Origin of the sequence: Flavobacterium marginilacus, assembly GCF_026870155.1 — a bacterium.
GTDB lineage: Bacteria > Bacteroidota > Bacteroidia > Flavobacteriales > Flavobacteriaceae > Flavobacterium > Flavobacterium marginilacus.
The window spans coordinates 1,351,778-1,376,287 of record NZ_CP113975.1; the positions used below are offsets into that span (position 1 = coordinate 1,351,778).

Here is a 24,510-nt window from a genome sequence, read left to right on the forward strand (position 1 = left end):
GTGAAAAAAAACTCTAGTGTTATTCTTTTGACCTAGGTCAAAAGAATAACACTAGAGTTGGCGAAAAAATCATCATATCTTTGGGTTGCAACACTCAAAATAGATGGCACATTTAACGTTAGAACAAAGATACAAAATAGAAGTATATAGAAATGCCGGTATCAGTATTTCCGAAATTGCTGAATTGGTAGATAAAAACAAATCAGTTATTTCTCGAGAAATAAAACGTAATTCTGATCAAAGAAGTGGTGTTTATAAAGCTGTTTTGGCGGATAAAAAAGCTTTAAACAGGCATAAGGTTAAGATCAAAAAATGCACTTTAACCTCAGAAGTTGAAGCAAATATTTTGTTTTATTTAAAGCAAGATTACAGTCCTGAACAAATTGTTGGCAGAGCAAAAATTGACAAAAGAGCAATGGTTTCTAAAGAAAGAATCTATCAATATATTTGGGAAAATAAACGCAAAGGAGGACTCTTATATAAACATCTTAGGACCAAGGGTAAAAAGTATAAAAAAAGAGGACATTTAAAGGATAAAAGAGGACTTATTATTGGTAGGGTCGATATTAGCGAGCGTCCAAAGATTGTAGAAAAGAAAAGTAGATTGGGCGATTTAGAGATTGATTTGGTCATTGGTAAGAATCACAAAGGAGCGTTACTAACTATCAATGACAGAGCCTCTGGAATACTTTTTATGGGAAAAGTAGAAAGCAAAGAAGCTAGTGCAATACAGCAGAAAACAATTGAATTATTGAAAGATTGGAAACCAATAATCAAGACCATTACTTCGGATAATGGAAAGGAATTTGCCAATCATCGGGCCATTGCAGAAGATTTAGATATCGATTATTATTTTGCCAAACCCTACCATAGCTGGGAACGAGGAGCCAATGAAAATTTAAACGGATTAATAAGACAATATTTTCCTAAAAAATCTAACTTTGAAAACATCGAAGAACAACAAATAAAAACAGTAGTTAATACATTAAACAACAGACCCAGAAAAAGATTTGGCTATAAAACACCTAATGAAATTTTCGCCGAAAAAATCAATAAATTGAATACTGTTGCATTTATATGTTGAATCCACCTAGTCTTTATCTCCATTATTGCAGTTTTGGCAATAGTTCCAATGGTGTATTCTTATATAAAGTTTAAGCAGATAGAGAAAAGTAAATAATCGCTTCTGTTGGTAATTTGGAGCAGAAAAATTATGCGTTTTCAGTAAGTAGTATTGTCCAATTCGCGATTTAGAAAAAACTACAGCTAAAAAACTTGTTCTTGTAAATCGGGAGATTTCCACTGCACAAGAGGGAAGTGGACTGACGAAGTAATCGAGGCTAAAAGGAGAAATTTGGCTTTTTGTCATTATCCCAAAAAAGAAAAAATGTAACAATAGATTTCAGTTTTTTAAATTTTAATATCAATTTTAATTCATTACAATCAAATAAAATGAAAAGAACAGTATTTTTTATAATGACAGTTTTGTCCTCTTTTATAATGTCAGGACAGGAAATCACAGGCCAATGGAATGGTTTTTTAAAAGTTCCAGGAGGGCAGTTAGCACTTGTTTTTAATATAAGTAAAAGCGAAAACGGTTATACCACCACTATGGACAGTCCAGATCAGGGAGCAAGAGGAATTCCTGTCACGGCAACCACTTTTGAAAAAAAAACTTTAAAACTAGAGATCCCTGGTGCCCGAATTGTATTTGAAGGGGAGTTAAATCAGTATAATGTAATTGTTGGTACTTTTACACAAAGCGGTCAGTCTTTTCCGTTGAATCTGTCTAAAGAAAAACTAGAAAAAGAAACTTTAAAAAGACCGCAGGAACCGCAAAAACCGTATCCATATTATACCGAAGACGTTACATTTGAAAATAAAACAGATAAAAATGTTTTGGCAGGAACGTTAAGTTTGCCCAGCAAAGAAGGTAAGTTTCCTGTTGTAATTTTAATTACTGGAAGCGGAGCACAAAACAGAGATGAAGAAATCTTAGGCCACAAGCCATTTTTGGTTTTAGCCGATTATTTGACCCAAAAAGGGATTGCGGTTTTACGATTTGATGACCGCGGTACTGCAAAATCTACTGGCGATTATAAAACAGCAACAACATTCGATTTTGCCAAAGATGTTCAAGCTGGAATAGATTATCTGAAAACCCGAAAAGAAATCGATAAAAGTAAAATTGGATTAATCGGTCACAGCGAGGGCGGCATAATTGCTCCAATCGTCGCAGGGAATTCCAAAGATGTTAATTTTATTGTACTATTGGCAGGAACAGGAATCCGCGGTGATAAATTGATGCTTTTGCAAAAGGAAAAAATAGAACGTCTAATGGCAGTTTCTGATGGCGAAATTCAAAAAGGACAAGAAGTTTTTAAGGGTGTTTATAAAATTATTATTGATTCACCAGCTGGTGATCCTAGTCTAAAGAGTAAAGTAAGCAGTTATCTGACGTTGAAAGTTGGTGATAAAATGGTCGATAATCAGATTAAAACATTAACAGCCCAAATTACTAGTCCCTGGATGATAGGTTTCCTAAAACTTGATCCTGCAGTTGCTTTGGAAAAAGTGAGATGTCCAGTTTTGGCAATTAATGGAGAAAAAGATATGCAGGTTCCAGCAGATGTGAATCTGGAGGCTATTCAAAAAGCACTCGCAAAAGGAGGTAATAAAAATGCTGCTGTTAAAACGCTTCCCAATCTGAATCATCTGTTTCAGGAATGTAAAACCGGCGCTCCAGAAGAATATGCTGTTATTGAGCAGACATTCTCCCCAATTGCGTTGGAGGAAATTTCAAAATGGATTTTGGTTCGGGTGAAGTAAAATAGAATTTATAGTTAACAAGAGGCTGTCCGAAAAGGACAGCTTTTTTTATGCTGCAAATTTCAAGAATCGATTTTGGGTTGGTTGATTAATGAAAAAATATTCTGTTACAGTATTTAAAAGGTAAATATGGTCTTTTAGGGCTCTATTTAGAACTCTGAAGGAAATTTTTAGATGAGTTTTCGACGCATCATTGTTCTTTGCTATCATTTTTCTAAAATTATGCCCGATAGCCATCAATAGAAATTCCATTTCCACTTTTTCGATGCTTGTGAAAGTAAACCGGCTGAATTTATTGTTGTTTTTTAGCTGTCCGAATACTGCTTCAACTTCTATTGGGCGTTTGCTTCGGTGTTCGAGTCCTTTTTCGCTTGTGAGCAGCTCTTTGGCTTTAGCCCTTAATTGGTTCAGGCGGTGGTTTATCTCTATTGTCCTGTTTCCTTTGGCTTGGTGACATAGACCTCTTAGCGGACATCCATGACATCTTTTTACTTGATAATAAGATACTTGTGATTCGTATCCGTTGGCCGATGTCCGTTTTCCACTGCCAATGTTTTCCATTCTTTGTCCCATTGGACACACATAAAAATCCTGCTGTATATTGTAGAACAAATTCTGGACAAGAAACGGATTGTCCTTCATTTTTTTCTTCTGTTCTTTGTGAAAATAATTATACTTTACATAGTACTGTTATATCTTTATTTTCAAGCATTTCGTAGTTTTCTTCGCTTCCATAACCAGCATCGGCTACAACTGTTTTGCTTTGTTTTTGATACATTTTTTCAAATTCCTCCAGATGGGATTTTAAAGTCGTAGTGTCGTTAGGTGTCTGATGAATGGTTACATTGGTAATGAATTGATTTTCAGTAGAAATCTGAGGATTGTATGCAGGTTTTAACTGTCCGTTTTTCATATGGTCTTCCTTCATTCTCATAAAGGTAGCGTCAGGATCTGTTTTGCTGTAGGAGTTTCTATTGCCTAAAATCACTAAATCTTTTTCGTATTTTTCAAGCTTTGGCAGGTGCTCTTCCTGAAGCTTTTCAAGCTCTTTGGTTATCTTCTTGTTGGGCTCTTTGAGTTTTTTATTGAGTTCTGATAATTTTTCTTTCAGCTCTTCCGAGTTTATTTTTTTTGGTAATTCTTCCTTGTTGACTTCTTGATTATCTGATAAAATACTGTTTTCGATATCGGATAAGATGCTGTTGATTTTTACTTCGAGTTTTTCTTTGTATTTCTCTATAGAACCCCGCCAGACAAAGGTGTATTTGTTGGATTTGGCTTCAATTTTTGTTCCATCGATGTATTGGATATCCAGACTGACATAGCCCATTTCCACAAGCATTTTGACTACTTCTGCAAATAAATCTTTGATGTTTTCTTTTAGAACCTTTCCTCTAAAATCGTTGATGGTTCTAAAATCAGGAGTTAAGTTGCCTGAAATAAACATAAAATGAATGTTCTCGGTGAGTGCTTTTGCTATTTTTCGGCAGGAATAAGTGTTGCTCAAATAGCTGTAAAACAAAACTTTAAGCATCATTCTGGGATGATAAGCCGAGGTCCCTCCTCCTTTATATTTTTTAAGTATATGGCTTATATCCAATGAATTGACGACCTTGTCCACTAAGCGGACAGGGTGGTTTTCTGAAATTTTATCAAAAATATTTATCGGAAAAAGTTCCGGTGTATTGATCGATTGCGATTTAAATATTACTTTAGCCATTGCTCGTTTTTTGTGCAACTCTAAGATACTATTTTAGATTAAAAACAGCAAAAAAAAGGCTGTCCTTACTTTTTGGACAGCCTCTATCTCTTCAAACTAAAATGAGCTCTAAATTCTTTACCGTTTTTTCGTGTAACTGTAAACCAGTAATCCGTTGATGGTAAGGGCTGATTAGAATAATTTCCATCCCAGGAACTATTTTCGGATAATACAGTTATTAATTTCCCATAGCGGTCAAATATTCTAATTCCGGTATTTGGAGCCAGATAAGCAAAATCAATTGTCCAAGTATCATTAAATCCATCACTGTTTGGAGTAAAGAATTTTGGATAAGGAAGTACTTCAACATAATTGATGCAGTCTCCTGTTGTTGCCGCAAGTATGTTAATGACAATAGGTATTCTGTCACTTTCACAATTATCTGCGGTTTGTGAAGCATAATATGTAATTCCGTCTGCAAGCAGGGTTGATCCTGTCAAACTTACTGAAGAAGTGCTGCTGTCATACCATTTTATGTTTTGTCCCATAATGTCAATGTCATTGATTTTTGCATTTTTCTGGATGCAGAATGTCTGCGGGGAATCAGCAGTAGGACTTTGAGTGTCTTGTATTTTTACGATAATTGGAAATCTGCCGCTTTCGCAATTGTTAAGTGTCTGCGTGGTATAATAGGTGCCATTCTGCAGGAGCATAGTTGACGATAAAAGATTTCCATTCGCTACAGCATCATACCATTTAACAGCTGTTCCAATGATATTCAGATTGGCAATTGCGGCATTATCATCAATACAAAACTGCTGACTGCTGTTTCCTGTGGGTTCAGGAGTATCATTTACCTGAATTAAAATTGGAGTTCTGTCACTTTCGCACCCAATCGTCTGCGAGGCAAAATAGGTTTTATTGTTTTCTAATAAAGCTGTATTTGGCATAACAGCAGCCGAAGTATTGCTGTCATACCATTTTATATTTTGTCCGGATATTTGGATAGTACTTAGTGTTGCTTTTTCGCTTTTGCAAAATGCCTGGCTTGCATTTCCAGCTGGAGCAGCAGGCGTATTAACGATAGAAACCGTAACGCCGAATCTTGGTCCTTCACAGGAATTAATTGTTTGTGAAGCATAATAGGTTTTGCCATTTTGCAGACTGGCTGTTTGGGCTAATAAAGAGCCGTTGTTTACAGCGTCATACCATTTTATTGCAGTTCCGGTAACTTGGATATTTGCAATTGTTGGGTTTTGGCTAGAGCAGAAAGTCGGATTAGTATTTCCCGCTGGAGCCAATGTGTTTTGAATGTTAATGGTTACTGGAGTTCTTTCACTTTCACAGTTATTGATAGTCTGCGAAGCATAATAAATTTTGCCGTTTTGAAGTAGTACAGCGGTATTTGGCAAAAGTGTTCCAGCAGTTAATGCATCATACCATTTTATATTTTGACCTGTGGCACTAATTGAATTTAGAGCAGCATTCTGTTGAATGCAGAAAGTCTGCGGAGTTGCCGCAGTTGGTTTTGGAGTGAAATTTGTAAAAGGAATTAGGGTAACTGTGGTCGCATTTGAAACACATCCATCATTATTTTTTACTTTAATAAAATAGGTTTTGGGATCAAGGTTTGGCTGCACTGCATTTGTAGTCCAGCTGACACCGTTATCAAAACTATATTCTGATGCACTGTCTGTTATTGTAATAGTTCCTTTAAGATTGTTACAATCGGGCTGAGGAGCTGTGAATTTAGGGTTGTTAGGGTAATCTGTTGGTGCATTAATAGTTATAGGTACTGGAGAAGACTCGCAGCCACTGCTGTTTTTAACACGAACCTGATAGGCTCCGGCTGCTAAATTACCAGAATTTGGACTGGCTGAATAATTTGCACCATTATCAAAACTATATTGATAAGCCGTACTGGTAATTATAATTGAACCAAATGGATTACTGCAGCTAATAGGATGCGTAGCACTCAGCGTTGGAGCAGAAGGAGCATCTGGAGGTGTATTGATGACTGCTTTATATGCAGCAGAAGCACATCCATTGGTGTATTTTATTCTAATTAAATAAATTCCGGGTGATAAACTGGCTGTATTGCTTGAACTCCAAGTAGTACCATCATCAAAACTATATTGATTTGCAACAGTCGAAACCATAATGCTGCCTTTCGCGGAATTACAGCCTATCGGGTCTGTGACAACAACTTGCGGCGCATCAGGAATTACAGGTGCGGCATCTATAGTGACTAGTGTTACCAGAGAAATACAGCCGGAACTATTTTTAATCATTAAATTATAGGTTCCCGGTGATAAATTAGATTTTGTATTGGATGTTGCAAATGTGATTCCGTTATCAAAACTGTAAAAAGCGGCTGCGGTATCAAAGGTAATTGATCCTGTAAAATTGGTGCAGTTTGGCTGAATGACTTTATAGGCAGGAGCTGGAAGCGGTGATACCGGAGAGATAGTGACTGGAGCGGCATCTGAAACACAACCCGCTGCATTTTTAATTTTTATGTAATAAATTCCCGGAGAAAGATCTGTTTTTGTATTTGAAAAAACATAGGTCAATCCATTGTCATAACTATAGGTTGAAGCATTAGTAGTAATTGTAATGGCACCTTTTGATGAGCTGCAGCTGGGTTGATTAGTGGTGAAATCTGGAGCCGCAATAGTACTTCCGGAACTTAAATTGACAACAGCTGCCAATGATTCGCAGCTATATGTATTTGTCTTGATTTTAATAATATAAGTACCAGCTCCTATATTTACTTTTGTTGGGCTTGTAGTCCAGCTGTTTCCGTCATTGAAACTATAACTTATACCCGGTGTTGTTATGGTTATACTGCCGTCAGTAGCTCCGCAGGATGAAGGCTGGACTATCTGTACAGCGGGTGCTGCAGGAACAGCGGGAGGATTATTAATATAAGTATAATAACTATTTGAAGTACAGCCTAGAGTGTTTTTTATTAGCATATAATAATAAGAGCCTCCAGCTAAATTTTTCTTTATAGGATTTGTAGTCCAAGTTGTTCCTCCATCAAAGCTATATTGATCTGCTGTAGAATTTACTATTATAGTTCCTGTCGGAGTACTGCAGGTTGGCTGAATAGTGGAGATATTTGGCGAGGGCAGATAAAATTTGTTTATATATGCATATTGCGAATTTGATTTACAGCCCGTTGTATTTTTAATGATGATAGTATAATATGTCAATGTTGGATTTAGTAAAATAGGATTGGTAGTCCAAGTGGTACCTCCGTCAAAACTATATTGGTAAGCAGGAGTAGTGACAGTGATGCTTCCTCCATTGCCGCAGCTCGGCTGAACCACTTTTACGTTTGGATTGGGAAGATAATATGGATTGATATATATTGATAGACTTCTAGATACACAGCCGGCTGCATTTTTTATCATTATGTTGTAATAGCCAGAAGTAAGTCCGGAAAGGACTGGGTTTGTTGACCAATTACTGCCATTGTCAAAGCTATAAGAAGCAGCGACTGTTGCAATAGTAATATTTCCATTGACGCCACAGCTTGGCTGAATTATTGTGAAATCTGGATTAGGTAAATAATACTGCTGCAGGGAAGCATATGTACTATAAGGATTAGAGGTGCATCCGGCATTGTTTTTTACTATTAAATAATAAGATCCAGTATTTACATTAGTGAATACCGGATTGGTACTCCAGGTATTTCCTCCGTCTATACTGTATTCTGCTTCTGTTGAAGTAAAGGTTATGCTTCCTCCATTTCCACATGTTGGCTGTGTTATTTTAAAAGTTGGAGCTGGGAGATAAAAAGGCTGAAAATATACTTGGGTATAGTTAGAAATACAGCCTTGTGTGTTTTTGATTCTTGGGTAATAATATCCCGGCGAAAGATTTGAAAAAACTGGATTTGTTCCCCAATTGGCTCCGTCTATGCTATAAAAATCAGCAGTAGTATTGATTTTAATACTGCCTTTTGTTTCGCAGGCAGGCTGAGTTATAGTAACATTTGGTTTTGCCAAACTTGTGTTATCCATATAAACGGAAATTATATTGGAAGTACAATCCGCCTTTTTTATCATTAAATAGTAATATCCTTGGGCTAAATTAGTAAAGACATTATTTGTACTCCAAGTAGTACCATAGTCTATACTATAATAATCTGCAGTGGTGCTGAATGTAATATTACCAATATTTCCACAGCTTGGATTGGTAACTGTATAATCTGGATCAGGAAGTTTTGGAGAGTTAATTAAAATATTTATATTGTTAGAAATACATCCTAAATTATTTTTTACTGCAATGTTATAATATGTATAAGTATTAAGATTAGTTAAGGAAGGAGAAGTTCCCCAGGTATAGCCCCCGTCAAAACTATAGAAATCGGCAGCTGTATTTATGGTTATGCTGCCCGCAGCAGTACAAGTCGGCTGAACTGCTGTATAAGCAGGAGGGGCAATATTTGGATTATTTAAATAAGCATAACTTGGATAAGAGGTACAGCCAATATTATTTTTTATCATTATTTGATAACTGCCGGGAGGCAATGATTTTGAATTGAGCGTTGTCCAGGTTGCGCCATTGTCAAAGCTGTAAAAATCGGATAATGAGTTAATAGTTATTTTTCCGTCTACACCGCAAGTTGGCTGTTCTGTACTGACAACCGGCGAATTCAAGTAAGGCTGATATAAACTAACATAAGATGTTGAGCTGATACATCCCGCACTGTTTTTTATCTTTATCTGATAGTTTCCAAAAGGTAAAATTTTAACGTTATTACTAGTCCAGGTCACTCCATTATCAAAACTATAGGAATCTGCTGCTGTAGTAATCGTAATGCTTCCGTCTTTTCCGCAGACAGGCTGTTCTGTTGTATATTCAGGATAGGAATACTGAAAATCAGTTAAATAAACATAAGTATAATAAGAAGTACAGCCTATAGCATTTTTTATCCCTAAAGAATAGCTTCCTGTATTTAAATTGTTCATTGTGCTGCTTGTAACCCACGTGGTCCCTCCGTCAAAAGTATAAAAATCCGAAACAGTATTGATAGTAATACTTCCCTTTGCAGTACAAGCAGGCTGTGTTATCGTATAAGTGGGATTTTCCAGTGTATTACTGCTTAGAAGTACATTGTTGGCCGATGAAATACAGCCTTGCAGATCTTTGGTGTGAATTTTATAATTTCCAGGCTGAAGATTGGTCGCAACAGAATTATTTACCCAAGTTGCACCATCATCAAAACTATAGTATGCAGCAGGAGTTATAATAGTGATGCTGCCAGTATCTCCGCAAAATAGAGGATTGGTATAATTGTAACTTGGATACAAAGTTGAAGCTGCTGTGATAGTTACACTTTGAGAAAAGGATGTACATCCATTTACAGTTTTTATTTTTACTAAATAAGTACCAGGATACAAATTATTTTTTGTGTCGTTTGTGCTCCACGTCGCGCCGTCGTCAAAACTATATTGTGATGCTGCTGAAGTTACTTTTATGGTTCCTGTGGAGGCAAAACAGGAGGGCTGCGTAATCTGCAGGACCGGAGATACAGCAGTTTGACTCGGTTCGATAGTAACACTCGCATCGCTGCCACATCCAAAAGAATCAGTGACCGTAACAGAATAATCTCCTATTGAGGTTACTGTAATGCTTTGCGTGGTTTCTCCAGTGCTCCATAAATACGAAGCACCTGAAGATGCAGTCAATATTGTGCTCCCAGAACAGACATTTAAAATACCTGAAATAGTAGCAGTGGGATTTCTAACCTCTAAATCAGCAGAAATTATTTTGTAGCAAGAGGTATTCTTACTCACTCTGACAAAAATAGAAGCACTTGAACTTGGATAACTTGTAAAATTTGTGATGGCATTCAAGTTGGCCTCCGCATCGTTGTAATTTTTGAAATAACTAAAATTTAAACCCGCAGTAGAAGCCACTACTGCAGCATTTAATTTAGACAAATCAAAATTTTCACTTCCGTCACGATTTGTATCACATTGAGAGATCTTTGCAGTCTTTACATCAATCGAACAGCTTGAGGTACAATTCATAAAAGAGATATCCCAGCCAGAATTTGCATCAGGATCTATGGCAGAATTAAATGTTGTTCCTGCACAGGAAGTTCCGGAAATATCATAATCTACTTGTACGCCTATATTGTAATTTGCATTAGCAGTATTTGGGAAATCAGAAGCATTCAGTGTGAAACAAAACTTTTTATTTGTGGTGTCAAGACTTGAGGTAGTTGATGTTGTATAAACAGAAACATTGTTGCTGTTGTAAGCTGTTAAAGTAATTTTTTTAACGGTTGCAGAAATTCCTCCGGAATTTGGAATAGTATAAGTACCGCAAACTGAAATCGGTAAACTAGGACAGACTTTATTCAAAGGATCAAGTTCTATAGAACCTTGAAGATTCTCTGCCGAATGTAATAAGCAGATATCATCAACATACATATAGCCGAAATGCCCGCCCAATCCGCATCTTGAAGCCATAAATTCAACGGTAAATTCTTCATTATTTGGAATTGATGAAATGTCCAGATATCCAGATTGCCAGTTGGTGGTATATAAGGTAACAAAAGAAGAGGTCTGACTTGGAACTTTGGAAAAAATGCAGTTTTTTTCATCTCCTACCAGACAAAATTCATTTACAACTACTTTATTTTTATCTAGAATTCTTGCTTTTACAAATGCCTGATTGTCAGTATGGCTGTTATCGTATACACTTTGTAATACAGCTTTGTAGTTGAACTTTAGATAATTTTCGTTATTTGTTTTAAACCTTTTGCCTTGAACAATAGAACCATAAGTAGAGGAGTTTTCATGATTGATTTTAAGCGCATACTGATCAAATGCTTTAATATCTCCCATATAAGGGTCAACTAAATTTGCAGAAACACCAGTTGCCATAATATTCATGTTATTAGGGTTATAGCGATTGATGTAGGAGTCTGCAGTATTGGTAATCGATCGGCATTGTGTCGGGCCGGGAGGATCGCCTATTGTGTAAAGAAAGTTCTTTAGATAACTGCTTCCGTTTATGGTTTCATATTGCTCAAAACCTCCATTAGTACACATTTCTACCGCCTGAAGTACAGCTGCAGTTTTTGAAGTCAAGTTTCCCTTTTTTGTATTCCCGTTTACTGTTTTCAAACTCAGTATTTCTGCTTTCTTTTTTTCTTCCCGAATCTTTAAAAATTGTTTCTGCTGTTCTAAATCTTGAATCAGATGTCCATTTTTATCTTCAAGTAAATGTTGGGTAGACGAATCTGGATTTGTATTTTGAGAAAGAACTAAAGTACATTGATGCAGTAAAATAAAAAAAAGTAAAATTCGTTTCATAAGAAAAATTTGGAACCTTACAAATGTAATCAAATGTTTATAAAAAAAAACTAAAATTCCGTTTCTAAAGCATAAAAAACACTCCTAAAATCTTTTCCTGAAAAGTCTCCAAATATCCCTTATTTTTGCTGAAAATTTTTTCTCTTGAAACCAAAACTTTTTCTAATCACCCCGCCTTTTACCCAGCTGAATACACCGTATCCTGCAACTGCGTATATAAAAGGTTTTTTGAATACCAAAAATATTGAATCCGTTCAGGCGGATTTGGGTATTGATGTGATTTTAAGATTATTTTCAAAAGAAGGATTGCAAAATTTGTTTGCTAACAGCCAACAGCCAACAACCGACAACTGCAAACGAATACTAGCTTTACAGGACGAATACATCAAAACGATTGATTCGGTTATTGCTTTTTTGCAGGGAAAAAATCCAACTTTGGCACTTCAAATTTGTCAGGAGGATTTCTTGCCTGAAGCATCTCGTTTTGCTCAGTTGGAAGAATTGGATTGGGCTTTTGGAACAATGGGGACACAGGACAAGGCTAAACATTTGGCAACATTGTATCTCGAAGATATTTCGGATTTTATCGTAGAATGTATTGATGATAATTTTGGCTTCAGCCGATATGCGGAACGTCTAGGCCGAAGTGCCAATTCTTTTGATGAATTGTATCAAGCTTTGCAAAAGGAGCCAACATATATTGACACTATTCTGCTTTCAATTTTAAAAGAAAAAATAGAAAATATTCAGCCGAATTTGTTTTTGATTTCGGTTCCTTTCCCCGGGAATTTATATTCGGCTTTCCGCTCTGCGCAATGGGTGAAAAAGCATCATCCAGATATTAAAATTTCGATGGGCGGCGGTTTCCCAAATACCGAACTGCGTTCATTATCTGATGCAAGAGTTTTTGAATTTTTCGATTATATCACTTTGGATGATGGTGAAACTCCAATCGAGTTGTTATGCAATTTGGTATCGAATCCCCCTCTTTTGCAGGGGTTAGGGGAGGTTAAAAGAACTTTTCTGCTGGAAGACGGGAAAGTAGTTTATAAAAATAATTCCAGGAAGCACGATTATAAACAATCGCAGGTGGGAACGCCCGATTATTCGGATCTGCTTTTGGACAAATACATTTCGGTTATTGAAATTGTGAATCCGATGCATCGAATGTGGAGTGACGGACGCTGGAATAAACTCACGATGGCGCATGGCTGTTATTGGGGAAAATGTACTTTCTGCGACATTTCTCTGGATTATATAAAAGTGTACGAACCTGTTGCGGCAAGTTTATTGTGTGACCGAATGGAGGAAATGATTGCACAGACAGGTGAAACCGGTTTTCATTTTGTAGACGAAGCAGCACCGCCTGCTTTGATGCGTGCTTTGGCTCTTGAAATCCTTCGCCGGAAATTATCGGTTACCTGGTGGACAAATATTCGTTTTGAAAAAAGTTTTACGGCCGATTTATGTCTGCTGCTAAAAGCTTCGGGCTGTATTGCAGTTTCAGGCGGACTCGAAGTAGCTTCGGACCGATTATTAAACCTAATTGATAAAGGTGTAACCGTAGAGCAGGTGGCGAAAGTTACCCGAAATTTCACCGAAGCCGATATAATGGTACACGCTTATCTGATGTATGGCTACCCTACACAGACAGTTCAGGAAACGGTGGACAGCCTCGAAATGGTGCGCCAGTTGTTTGAAGCGGGAGTGCTGCAGTCGGGATTTTGGCATCAGTTTGCCATGACGGCTCACAGTCCGGTGGGAATGTTTCCAGAGCAGTTTGGAGCAGTAAAAGAAACAGAAGACATTGGAACTTTTGCTAATAATGATATTAATTTTGTGGATTCTACAGGAATCGATCACGATAAATTCAGTTTCGGACTTAAGAAATCGCTGTTTAATTACATGCACGGAATCTGTTTTGACTATGAACTGCAGGAGTGGTTCGATTTCAAAATTCCGAAGACAAAAATAGGTCCCGACTTTATTTTTGATGCACTGCAGGAAGAAGCCAATTTCAATATAAAACCTACAGCCAAAATCGTCTGGCTGGGAGGAAAACCGTCTGCTGAAACATTTACCAAATCCAAAAAAGGAAACAGCTGGGAAATGCTGGCTTTGACTTTTCATGACAAAAAACAAAGCTTCACTATTCAGACCAGCAAAGCTGAAGGTGAATGGCTTGCTGAAATGCTTCAGAAACTATCGGTTTCGAATGCTAAAACCTTTTCTTTTCAGGAAGTAAAAAACGATTTTGAAATCCAATTGGAAGATTTCGAACTATTTTGGTACTCCAAACCAGTGAATGTTTTACGGGAGTTTGGATTATTAGTTTTGTAATTTCTCTTAGAGCCTGTTTAAATTTTATTTTTGAGATTTATTATTAGAGGATTTTTGAGTGAAACAAGGCAAATTTTTATAAAATAGCAGAGCTATTGTATGAAAATTTAACGAAGTTGTAACCAAAAATCATCATAAGAGAGCCAATAAATAAAACTTAAACAGGCTCTTAATTTTATTCTTTATATTAGTGCTTGATTAGTGAGCCATTTTTAAAGATATTGATTTCGATTAAGGCTACATTTTTTTTCTTTTTTTTGTTGTGAATTTTCCTATTCAATAAAATCATTCTTTTTGTTATTTTTATATGTTATTGTATTGCATTTCAGTGGTTTTTGTTTTGTACTATTGTGCGTTATTTAATTTTTTCCTTTGGAATCGGCATTACGAAAACGTTATAGTTGTTTAGAAGTGATAATAAAAAAATAATTTGTATATTGCAGTAAGTCAGTTTGTTGTAATATTATACATCAGCACAGTTGAAAATTATGTATTTAAGCTATAAAAATTGACATTCAACGATTTTAATTTTTATTGTGTTTTATAGTTATTCTCTTTGCGGATTATAATTTATTTGTTTTTTTTTAAAATAAATGAAAGTGTATAGCTAAAGATTAAAACTGTCCCCAAATCATAAAATTAATCATAGAATGTCCAAAAAGATTACTTGTATTTTTATTGCTTTTCTTGGGCTTTTCAATTTATCTTATGCTCAGTCTTCAGTTGCTCATGAAATAGGCGGTTTTTTGGGTCCTAGTGTTATGAAATCGGATTACGGACAAAGAAATGATGATCCTTCTACTTATCGGAATACTGGTTTTGCAATTGGTTTTATACATTATCTGAATTTTTCATCCAATTCGATGAGCAGTGCTTATTTTAAAGAACATTTTAAAGTACGTTCCGAGTTGTCTTTTAATCAGACCGAATTGAATCATTTTGGAAAATGGGCAGAAAATGGTAATAGCATTGGCAAACGGCAGTTAAGAGCAATGGAAGGGAAATCATCTATTTTAAATCTGGGTGCGCAGCTAGAATATTTTCCATTTAGAAGAATCCACGATTTTGAATATACTGTAGGCTCTTTTTCACCTTATTTTAGTTTAGGGCTTCAATGTAATTTTTACAATGTAAAATCTTCTTCATCGATGGGAGAATTGGGAACTGTGGCAGCAACCTTCCCAAAATATTTAATTCCTTCGGATGGACATTCTTACGGTTTTTCTACCGAAAGCAGCAGTACTTGGTCAATTGTTTCAGGTGTAGGTTCTCGTTACAAATTAACTCCTCTATCGGATTTACTTGTTGAATTTCGCCTTCAGTATTTTGGTTCCGACTGGGTGGACGGATTAAATCCTAATAAACAAATTTTTACCGAAAACAAATATAACGACTGGCAGGTCGGGTTAACTTTTGGTTACATTTTTTATCTGGACTGATTTATTATTATCAGCCTCCGTTTTATACATTAGATTACTCAAAATCTGAATGCATGAGCATGTTCTAAATAATGTATAAAATTCATCAATATCTTTTTTTAATATGGCTCACACAAAGAAATCCGTTCTGAACTTTGCGCCTCTGGACCTTTGCTTAGAATGAATTCAAACCTAATTTAATGAGATTGTGAATACAAATAATCCTTTTAACTAATTGATATATTAGGTTATAACTTTTTTAGTGAATTTGTTTTTTTGTAAACTCAAACGATTTCTTTCCTATTTTTACTAAACTAAAATAAATAGGAATGAGTTCAAATTACAAAGTAACTGTTAATGATGCTTTCCATTTTGATTTTGAAAAAGAAAGCGTTTCTCAGCTCGATTCAATACCTGCAGGGGTAAATAAATTTCATATCCTGCATCAAAATTCGCCTTATAAAGCTGAAATCGTCTCATCGGATTTTAATCAAAAACGCTTTACAGTGAAGGTAAATAATACCAATTATACTGTTGTAATTTCAAATCCGCTGGATATTTTGATTAAAGAAATGGGGTTTGAGGCTGGGTCGGCCAAGCAGGTTAATGTGATTAAAGCTCCCATGCCGGGACTGATTTTGGAAATCAATGCTGTTGTCGGACAGTCCGTAAAGGAAAATGACAATCTAATTATTCTAAGTGCCATGAAAATGGAGAACAGTTTTCTTTCGCCCCGTGACGGTGTGATTAAATCTATTTTCGTAAAGACTGGAGATGCTGTGGAAAAAGGGCAGTTATTAATTGAATTTGAGTAAAGAAGAAAAGATAATAGAGTAAAGAAAAAAGAAAACAGATTGAATATTGTGAACTCTCATTTTTGCCTAAAAGTTTATATTCTATTCTCTATTTTCTATATTCTAAAGAATTAAAAATATGAAAAAAATACTAGTTGCTAATAGAGGTGAAATCGCTATCAGGGTGATGAAAACCGCACAGAAAATGGGTATTAAAACAGCAGCAGTTTATTCGGCTGCCGACAGGAATTCTCCGCATGTAAAATTTGCTGATGAAGCGGTTTGTATTGGTGAAGCGCCTTCAAGCCAATCGTATTTGCTGGGACACAAAATTATAGAAGCTGCCAAATCTCTGAACGCTGATGCCATTCATCCCGGATATGGTTTTCTCAGTGAAAATGCTGATTTTGCAGAAGAAGCCGAAAAAAACAACTTAATTTTTATTGGTCCAAAATCACATGCAATAAAAATTATGGGAAGTAAACTGGCAGCAAAAGATGCTGTTAAAGAATATAATATTCCAATGGTTCCGGGCATAGACGAGGCAATTACTGATATCGAAAAAGCAAAGCAGGCAGCCACAGCAATTGGTTTTCCTATCTTGATTAAAGCTTCGGCTGGCGGTGGCGGAAAAGGAATGCGTGTGGTAGAAACCGAAGCCGATTTTGAGTCTCAAATGAACCGGGCCATAAGTGAAGCTGTTGCAGCGTTTGGCGACGGCTCCGTTTTTATTGAAAAATATGTGGCCTCTCCAAGGCATATTGAAATTCAGGTGATGGCAGACAGTCATGGTACTATTTTATATTTTTTTGAAAGAGAGTGCAGTATTCAGCGACGCCATCAAAAAGTGGTGGAAGAAGCACCGTCTTCAGTTTTGACTCCCGAACTGCGCAGGAAAATGGGAGAAGCAGCTGTTTTGGTGGCTAAGTCCTGTGATTACATAGGAGCTGGAACTGTTGAATTTTTATTGGATGAAAATAATAATTTCTATTTCCTCGAAATGAATACCCGTCTGCAGGTGGAGCATCCCGTTACGGAACTGATTACAGGCACCGATTTGGTCGAACTGCAGATCAGAGTCGCAAGGGGAGAAGCATTGCCAATTAAGCAAGACGATTTACAAATAAAGGGGCATGCTCTTGAACTGCGTGTTTATGCCGAAGATCCGCTGAATGATTTCCTGCCGAGTGTTGGTCATCTTGATGTGTATCAATTGCCTGTTGGCGAAGGGATCCGTGTAGATAATGGTTTTGAGCAGGGTATGGATATTCCGATTTATTATGATCCGATGCTCGCCAAATTAATCACTTACGGACATACGCGGGAAGAAGCACTACAGCTGATGATTAAAGCTATTGAAAATTACAAAGTAGAAGGCGTGCAGACAACTTTGCCTTTCGGGAAATTTGTTTTTGAGCACGAAGCTTTCCGTTCAGGGAAATTTGATACTCATTTTGTCAAGAAATATTACAATGCCGATTTGCTGAAAAATCAAATGGCACAGGAAGCCGAAATTGCAGCTTTGGTTGCCTTGAAACAGTATTTTGAAGACCAAAAAATAATACGATTGCCAAATTGAAAATTGATTTGAACCATTAAGGTATTAAGTCTCATTAAGAAAGCAGGACTTAATTTTCTTAATATCTTAATGGTGAAAAAAACATTTGGCTTTAGCCAAAAAGAAAAAGAATTAATAAAAACTTACGGTTGAAAAAAGATATGCAGGACAAAATAAAAATACTCAGCGATAAAATTGCTCAGGCTCATTTGGGCGGAGGAAAAAAGCGTATTGCAAAACAGCACAGCAGTAAAAAACTAACCGCAAGGGAACGCATCGATTATTTGATGGATGAAGGTTCTTTTGAAGAAATCGGGATGCTGGTGACACACCGCACCACCGATTTTGGGATGGAAAACGAAATGTATTACGGCGATGGAGTTATAACAGGATACGGAACTATCAATGGAAGATTGGTTTATATTTTCGCTCAGGATTTTACGGTTTTTGGAGGTTCATTATCCGAAACCCATGCCGAGAAAATCTGCAAAATTATGGATATGGCCGTAAAAGTAGGTGCTCCAATGATTGGACTGAACGATTCGGGAGGCGCACGTATACAGGAAGGAGTTCGTTCGCTGGGAGGCTATGCTGATATTTTTTACAGAAACGTTCAGGCGAGCGGCGTGATTCCGCAGATATCTGCCATTATGGGACCTTGTGCCGGCGGAGCGGTTTATTCCCCAGCGATTACTGATTTTACGATTATGGTCGAAGAAACGAGTTATATGTTTGTTACCGGACCGAATGTGGTGAAAACCGTGACCAACGAATCGGTGACTTCGGAGGAATTGGGAGGTGCGAGTACGCATTCTACCAAGTCGGGAGTGGCACACCGCACAGCTGTGAATGGCGTGGTTTGTCTGGAAGATATCAAAAGACTGCTGAGTTATCTGCCTCAAAATAACAAAGAAAAACCCCGCAGTCTGCCGTATGAACTCAAAGATGAAATACGTGAACAATTGGCCGGCATTATTCCGGATAACCCGAATAAACCTTATGATATGCATGTTGTTATAAGCGGGATTATAGACGAAGATTCATTTTTTGAAATTCATAAAAACTATGCCGAAAATATTATTGTGGGTTTTGCCCGGTTGGGAGGCCGAAGCATTGGAATCGTTGCCAATCAGCCGATGTTTCTAGCTGGCTGTCTGGATGTGAAAAGTTCGAAAAAAGCAGCGCGTTTTACCCGTTTTTGCGATGCGTTTAATATTCCGTTATTGGTATTGGTCGATGTACCGGGTTTTTTGCCGGGAACCGATCAAGAGTGGAACGGGATTATTGTTCACGGAGCAAAACTGCTTTATGCCTTAAGCGAAGCAACAGTCCCGAGAGTTACCGTGATTACCCGAAAAGCCTACGGAGGCGCTTATGACGTGATGAACTCTAAACACATTGGTGCCGATATGAATTTTGCCTGGCCGACTGCTGAGATTGCGGTAATGGGAGCCAAAGGCGCTTCGGAAATTATATTTAAGAAAGAAATTCAGGATGCCGAAGATCATGAAGCTAAACTCCTAGAAAAAGAAGCCGAATATGCCGATTTGTTTGCGAATCCGTACACGGCAACGCAGCGCGGTTTTGTCGATGAGGTGATTTTGCCACAAGATACAAGACGCAAACTGATAAAAGCTTTTGCCATGCTGGAAAATAAAGTAAGTGTGACTCCTGATAGGAAGCATGGAAATATTCCTTTGTAAAATAAAAGTGCTATTTTAGCGATTAAAATTAAATTGATAAATCAAATGCCAAATAGAACTGAAAAGGAACTTTTAATTGAAATAGTAGAGTATTTTAATGTATATATTTTTGAAAATCATATCAATGCGGCTTTAAAAGTTCACTCAAAACTTAAATCGTACAATATTAATCCTATTGTAGTAAAGTATTTGTCAAAAGTTTTGGAAGGAAATTATAATGCAGTTGGAGTGGCTAAAGCCCTTTATTATCCCAGAGTGTTGGGGACTTCAATAAATACTTCTTTTGGTACCAGAATTCAAAATATGTTTGTTGATTTAAAAATTGGTGAAGGTTCTTTAATTAAAGGAATGGATATAGAATTTATAGATAAAATAGATAATCGACGAAAATGGTGCCAATTAAAATCGGGGCCAAATACAATTAATTCTGAGGATGTGAAACCTCTAATAAAAAAGTTTTCAGACACAATTAACCTTGCTAGAACAAACAAAGCATTTAAAAATATAAATAACACAGATTTTATAGTTGGTGTTCTTTATGGAGAACAGAATGAGTTAAGTATGCACTACAAAGTGATAGATAAAACACATCCTGTTATTATTGGTAAAGACTTTTGGCATAGAGTTACAGGATTTCCTGACTTTTATAATGGTTTAGTTGATAATCTACAAAAAATAATTAATAATATTGATACTCAGGATTTAATAAATGTCGGAGTTGAAGAACTGGCAAAGGAAATTGAAAGTTCTCAACTTTTTGACTTTAATAAATTATAATAACTATTTAGAAATTTCACAATTGAATAACCAACTTCTTGCCCTAAATTAACTGGAACTGCGTTTCCTATTTGTTTATATTGCTGAGCAATAGAGCCTTCAAATTTCCAGTCGTCAGGAAAAGTCTGAATTCTGGCATATTCTCGAACAGTAAACGGGCGAGTTTCTTCGGGATGGCATCTTTCTGTTTGTTTTTGAGCAGGACTACAAGTTAACGTAAGGCATGGTTCGTCCCAGCCTATTCTTCGAGCAATTCCTGTTTTACCACCACCAAGATGAAAACTTCCCCCCATAAATTCTTTTTGAATTTCAAGAGGTAAATCTCTCCAATATCCTTTTTGTGGAACTAATTTTAAAACATCAATTTTGCTTTTTGGATATTTTGAACCTTCCGATTTAGGAACATCACAATCAAATAAATCACCTTTTTTAAGGGCATCTTTTAAATTGTATATTTTTTTATATGGTTTGGGATATTCATATTTTAAATCAATATCTTTTCTAATTCCAACGAGAATTAATCGTTCTCTTTTTTGAGGAACATTATAATTTATTGCTTTTAAAACTTGAACTGGAACAACATTATAGCCAATTTCATCCAAAATAGAAATCATTCCTTCTAGAGTTTTTCCATTTTCGTGACTTAACAAACCACGTACATTTTCGCCAATGCAAATAGGAGGATTTACTTCTTTAACAGCTCTTGCGAATTCATAAAATAGAGTTCCTCTTGCATCTGCTAAACCTAATTTTTTTCCAGCATAACTAAAAGCTTGGCAAGGAAATCCACCAGTTACAATGTCAACTTTGTTATTATATTCAGAAAAATTAAAAGTTTTTATATCACCTTCTAAAACATTCCAATTTGGTCTGTTTTTTCGTAATGTCTGACAAGCCCATTTGTCAATTTCGTTTAAGGCAACACATTTTAAACCTGCTTTTTCCATTCCGACTGCTAATCCGCCAGCTCCAGCAAAAAGCTCTAAAACTGTATATTCATTATGAGGTTCAATATAATTTGATACTGTTTCCTGAATCTTTTCATCTGAGAAATCAAAAAATAAAGTTTCAACATCTGATTTTCTGTAAACTCTGTAATTGCTCATTGGTTCACGAACAGCTGTCAATTTACCTTCTTTATCCCAACGTCTCAAAGTTTCTTTACTTTTACCAATGTATTCAGAAGTTTCAGAAAGCGTCATATATTCTTCATTCATAACCATATTATTTAACATTACACAATGGTTACAAATTTAGAAGAAAAAACGGAACTGCCAAGCTTAAAAAAAGAAAAGAATTACTATTAATAATAGTTTCCCAAAAATAAAATTCTTAGGCTTGATTTAGTGCTAGTTCTGAATTTGGCAATTTAATATGAATTTGATGTTAATGTTTAGATTATCACTAAATCTTGAAAAAGTTAAAAAATATTTGAGTAAAATAAAGACACATCAAACGGCTTCAAGAACTATTAAAACCCATAATACATTTACTCCGCTTTAAAACGAAACCCAATCCCATGTAAATTCTCAATCGCAATTCCTTTTTCGTTAACCAAAATTTTGCGCAGGCGGGAAATAAAAACATCGAGACTGCGTCCCATGAAATAATCATCGTCACCCCAAAGAGAAGTCAGAATTTGTTCCCGCTTTAAAACTACATTTTTATTGTCAAGGAATAGTTTTAAGAGATCTGCTTCGCGCTGGGTGAGGGAGATTTTTTCCGTTTCATTGAAAAGGGTAAAATTTTTAGTGTCAAATTGGTATTTTCCAATTTCATATATTGATTTTTCAATTGCAGTATTTTTGCGGGAACGTCTCAGGAATACTTCAATTTTCAGCAGTAATTCTTCAATGCTGAAAGGCTTCACGAGATAATCATCAGCACCCAAACGGAGACCTTTTATGCGGTCTTCTTTTAAGGTTTTTGCCGAAAGAAAAATAATAGGAACTTCAGTATCGAGTTTTCTGATTTCGGCAGCCAATTCAAAACCGTCCATTTTTGGCATCATTATATCCAAAATACAGATATCGAAAGAATCTTTTTTAAAAGCTTCTAAACCAGATTTTCCATCCTCGCAATGGGTGACTTCATAATGGTTTTGTTCCAGATTATCTTTGGTCAGGAATGCCAAGGTCGCATCGTCTTCGGTGTATAATATTCGATAAGTACTCATTTAGTTTGGGGAATTAATAGTGAAAAGGTACAGCCTTTTTCGGGATTGCATTTTACTGAAATTTTCCAATTGTGTAAATCAGAAACTTTTTTTGAATAGTACAAACCTAATCCAAAACCAGTTACTTCATTACTTTTTTGGCTTGGAATTCTGTAGAATTTATCAAAGACAAAGTCAATGTTTTTGGACGAAATTCCAATGCCGTTATCTATAAAATTGACTTGTAAATTCTTTCCTGATTTTGAAATAGCGATAGTGATTTCGGGTTTGTTTTCGCTATACTTAATAGCGTTATCCAGCAGATTGTAAACTAAATTTGTAAAATGAAATTCATCAGCTTCGATGCTGGTAGCTTCTAAATCGGTTTCAATTTTTATTTGAGATTCGGGATGTTTCAGTTGTATGTTTTCAATTACTGATTCTAAAATTGGCAGAGCATCCAGAGTTTTTTTGTTTAAAATTAATGGACTGTTATCAGATTTTGCAATGCTTAGAATCTTCTCAATATGCTGACTTAGTTTGTTGCTTTGATCAATAATAATATGAGTGTATTTTTTCAGTTTTTCATCCTGCCTGATTGGATCCTGTTTGTAGAGATAATTCGATGCAATCAGTATGGAGGACAAAGGGGTTTTGAATTCGTGTGCCATATTATTAATGAAATCACGCTGCAGATCGGAGTATTTTTTTTGCTGTAAAAGCGTAAAAATAGAATACACATAGACCAATAAAATAATGATTAATGCAATCGAAAGTACAAACCAGAAACGCAGTGAACTAAAGAGATAACCGGTTTGGTTGGGAAATCGGACAGCAAAATAATAAACAAAATTTTTATGTTTGGGGAAATGTACAGAATGTTTGGTCTGTTTTTTTTCAGAAAGTGAAATGTAGTTTCCATACACCATTTCCTCACTTTGGCAGTTGTACATCGCATATTCAAAATCCGTAGTGATATTCATTTTTCTGAATTCGGAAATGAGATAAAATTCTAAAATCTCCGGTTCAAAATCGTTATCAACATTTACAATATAATAATCGTTAGAAATTTTTTGCACAGGGTTTTTGCCGGGAAGCTCCAGATTAGTCCCGCGGTACAATTTTTTGGCAGCTTCCAGTAAGGCAATATGTGCTTTCTGACTGAACTTTTTATCTTCACTATTAAAGGCTTCCCTTGTCCAAAGCAGCTGGGCTATCAGGATTCCTATAATTGCAATTAAGCCAATCAGGATGCTGCCATTGAGTTTATTCAGTTTCATGATGTAATATTAATCAAAATTCGGCTGTGTTTTCTGCATTAACAAGTCATTAACAAAGATTTGAAACCGCTTAACAAAGGGGTCTGTTTTTCTAATTTATTTTTGGGTTATTCAAAACAGTAACCAATAAAATTATAAAAATATGAAAATGATCAAAATTTCAATGCTGGCATTAACACTAAGCTTAATGTCTTTTTCGGCTATCGCTCCAGTAAAGGTATTAATTTCAAAAACAATCACAGCTTCTTCAATTGTATGGAAAAGCGAGACTATTGATGTGGGGACAATTCCACAGAACACACCAAAACCTATTGTTTTTGAATTTAAAAATACAGGAAAAACAGCTGTTATAATTACAAATGTTCAAGGTTCCTGTGGCTGCACCGCAACAGATTATATTAAAATGCCGATTGCTCCAGGAAAATCAGGAACAGTTACAGCTACGTATAATGCTGCTAATCCAGGGACATTTACCAAAACAGTATCAGTAACAACTAATGTTGAAACGGCACCTAAAGTTTTGACTATAAAAGGAACTGTAGTTACAGCATCAGCTGGGGTAAAAAGTTAATCTAAAAAACAATTATGTATGTGAAACCACCTAATCAGGGTGGTTT

The 24,510-nt window shown here is 36.0% G+C and carries 15 protein-coding genes; 9 read left to right on the plus strand and 6 right to left on the minus strand.

From position 1 onward, the window contains the following. Positions 1–103 precede the first annotated feature (103 nt). Positions 104–1,084, plus strand: coding sequence for an IS30 family transposase (locus tag OZP07_RS05995; protein WP_281635297.1), 981 nt, complete (start codon positions 104–106; stop codon positions 1,082–1,084). A 368-nt stretch (positions 1,085–1,452) separates the two neighbouring features. Then, the gene (locus tag OZP07_RS06000) at positions 1,453–2,829 is read left to right on the plus strand and encodes an alpha/beta hydrolase family protein (protein ID WP_281637636.1); all 1,377 of its coding nucleotides are present in this window, start codon (positions 1,453–1,455) and stop codon (positions 2,827–2,829) included. 48 nt (positions 2,830–2,877) lie between these two features. Here OZP07_RS06000 and OZP07_RS06005 read toward each other — a convergent pair whose 3' ends face one another. From OZP07_RS06005 to OZP07_RS06015, 3 genes are all read right to left on the minus strand, one after another. Further along, positions 2,878–3,471 (minus strand): transposase, encoded by a 594-nt coding sequence (locus tag OZP07_RS06005; protein WP_281637637.1) that lies wholly within the window; start codon positions 3,469–3,471, stop codon positions 2,878–2,880. Between the two features lie 28 nt (positions 3,472–3,499). Continuing rightward, positions 3,500–4,549 carry an IS1182 family transposase gene (locus OZP07_RS06010; RefSeq protein ID WP_281637638.1) on the minus strand — a complete coding sequence of 350 codons (1,050 nt, stop codon included), beginning with the start codon at positions 4,547–4,549 and terminating at the stop codon, positions 3,500–3,502. Positions 4,550–4,632: 83 nt separating this feature from the next. Further along, positions 4,633–11,868: a T9SS type B sorting domain-containing protein gene (locus OZP07_RS06015; protein WP_281637639.1), complete on the minus strand. Its 7,236-nt coding sequence runs from the start codon at positions 11,866–11,868 to the stop codon at positions 4,633–4,635. 144 nt (positions 11,869–12,012) lie between these two features. Between OZP07_RS06015 and OZP07_RS06020 the strand changes: the two genes are divergently transcribed. From OZP07_RS06020 to OZP07_RS06045, 6 genes are all read left to right on the plus strand, one after another. After that, positions 12,013–14,208 (plus strand): B12-binding domain-containing radical SAM protein, encoded by a 2,196-nt coding sequence (locus tag OZP07_RS06020; RefSeq protein ID WP_281637640.1) that lies wholly within the window; start codon positions 12,013–12,015, stop codon positions 14,206–14,208. Positions 14,209–14,858: 650 nt separating this feature from the next. Beyond that, on the plus strand, positions 14,859–15,647 hold the full coding sequence (locus OZP07_RS06025) for a THC0290_0291 family protein (RefSeq protein ID WP_281637641.1): 789 nt from the start codon (positions 14,859–14,861) through the stop codon (positions 15,645–15,647). A 308-nt stretch (positions 15,648–15,955) separates the two neighbouring features. After that, entirely contained in the window at positions 15,956–16,441 is a 486-nt protein-coding gene (locus tag OZP07_RS06030; protein WP_281637642.1) for an acyl-CoA carboxylase biotin carboxyl carrier protein subunit, read from the plus strand. Positions 16,442–16,559: 118 nt separating this feature from the next. After that, positions 16,560–17,999: an acetyl-CoA carboxylase biotin carboxylase subunit gene (gene accC / locus OZP07_RS06035; RefSeq protein WP_281637643.1), complete on the plus strand. Its 1,440-nt coding sequence runs from the start codon at positions 16,560–16,562 to the stop codon at positions 17,997–17,999. A 140-nt stretch (positions 18,000–18,139) separates the two neighbouring features. Further along, the gene (locus OZP07_RS06040) at positions 18,140–19,681 is read left to right on the plus strand and encodes an acyl-CoA carboxylase subunit beta (RefSeq protein WP_281638455.1); all 1,542 of its coding nucleotides are present in this window, start codon (positions 18,140–18,142) and stop codon (positions 19,679–19,681) included. Positions 19,682–19,726: 45 nt separating this feature from the next. Next, a complete protein-coding gene (locus OZP07_RS06045; RefSeq protein ID WP_281637644.1) occupies positions 19,727–20,458 on the plus strand; it encodes a PmeII family type II restriction endonuclease in 732 nt (243 codons plus the stop codon). On the opposite strand, the gene dcm is transcribed toward OZP07_RS06045, so the two are convergent. From dcm to OZP07_RS06060, 3 genes are all read right to left on the minus strand, one after another. Further along, positions 20,431–21,681, minus strand: coding sequence for a DNA (cytosine-5-)-methyltransferase (gene dcm / locus OZP07_RS06050; protein ID WP_281638456.1), 1,251 nt, complete (start codon positions 21,679–21,681; stop codon positions 20,431–20,433). The genes OZP07_RS06045 and dcm overlap by 28 nt on opposite strands. A gap of 266 nt (positions 21,682–21,947) precedes the next feature. Beyond that, positions 21,948–22,634, minus strand: coding sequence for a response regulator transcription factor (locus OZP07_RS06055; protein ID WP_281637645.1), 687 nt, complete (start codon positions 22,632–22,634; stop codon positions 21,948–21,950). Continuing rightward, positions 22,631–23,893 carry a sensor histidine kinase gene (locus tag OZP07_RS06060; protein ID WP_281637646.1) on the minus strand — a complete coding sequence of 421 codons (1,263 nt, stop codon included), beginning with the start codon at positions 23,891–23,893 and terminating at the stop codon, positions 22,631–22,633. The genes OZP07_RS06055 and OZP07_RS06060 overlap by 4 nt, the downstream gene beginning before the upstream one ends. Positions 23,894–24,035: 142 nt before the next feature. Here OZP07_RS06060 and OZP07_RS06065 point away from each other — a divergent pair, with 142 nt between their 5' ends. Then, on the plus strand, positions 24,036–24,464 hold the full coding sequence (locus tag OZP07_RS06065; RefSeq protein ID WP_281637647.1) for a DUF1573 domain-containing protein: 429 nt from the start codon (positions 24,036–24,038) through the stop codon (positions 24,462–24,464). Positions 24,465–24,510: the final 46 nt, after the last annotated feature.

What these genes read in the sequence shown, in the direction of transcription:
- OZP07_RS06015 (WP_281637639.1), bottom strand. Translation starts at nt 11,868, where the DNA reads ATGAAACGAATTTTACTTTTTTTTATTTTACTGCATCAATGTACTTTA.
- accC (WP_281637643.1), top strand. Translation starts at nt 16,560, where the DNA reads ATGAAAAAAATACTAGTTGCTAATAGAGGTGAAATCGCTATCAGGGTG.
- OZP07_RS06040 (WP_281638455.1), top strand. Translation starts at nt 18,140, where the DNA reads ATGCAGGACAAAATAAAAATACTCAGCGATAAAATTGCTCAGGCTCAT.
- OZP07_RS06045 (WP_281637644.1), top strand. Translation starts at nt 19,727, where the DNA reads ATGCCAAATAGAACTGAAAAGGAACTTTTAATTGAAATAGTAGAGTAT.
- dcm (WP_281638456.1), bottom strand. Translation starts at nt 21,681, where the DNA reads ATGGTTATGAATGAAGAATATATGACGCTTTCTGAAACTTCTGAATAC.
- OZP07_RS06065 (WP_281637647.1), top strand. Translation starts at nt 24,036, where the DNA reads ATGAAAATGATCAAAATTTCAATGCTGGCATTAACACTAAGCTTAATG.
- OZP07_RS06060 (WP_281637646.1), bottom strand. Translation starts at nt 23,893, where the DNA reads ATGAAACTGAATAAACTCAATGGCAGCATCCTGATTGGCTTAATTGCA.
- OZP07_RS06055 (WP_281637645.1), bottom strand. Translation starts at nt 22,634, where the DNA reads ATGAGTACTTATCGAATATTATACACCGAAGACGATGCGACCTTGGCA.
- OZP07_RS06000 (WP_281637636.1), top strand. Translation starts at nt 1,453, where the DNA reads ATGAAAAGAACAGTATTTTTTATAATGACAGTTTTGTCCTCTTTTATA.
- OZP07_RS06005 (WP_281637637.1), bottom strand. Translation starts at nt 3,471, where the DNA reads ATGAAGGACAATCCGTTTCTTGTCCAGAATTTGTTCTACAATATACAG.
- OZP07_RS05995 (WP_281635297.1), top strand. Translation starts at nt 104, where the DNA reads ATGGCACATTTAACGTTAGAACAAAGATACAAAATAGAAGTATATAGA.
- OZP07_RS06010 (WP_281637638.1), bottom strand. Translation starts at nt 4,549, where the DNA reads ATGGCTAAAGTAATATTTAAATCGCAATCGATCAATACACCGGAACTT.
- OZP07_RS06030 (WP_281637642.1), top strand. Translation starts at nt 15,956, where the DNA reads ATGAGTTCAAATTACAAAGTAACTGTTAATGATGCTTTCCATTTTGAT.
- OZP07_RS06025 (WP_281637641.1), top strand. Translation starts at nt 14,859, where the DNA reads ATGTCCAAAAAGATTACTTGTATTTTTATTGCTTTTCTTGGGCTTTTC.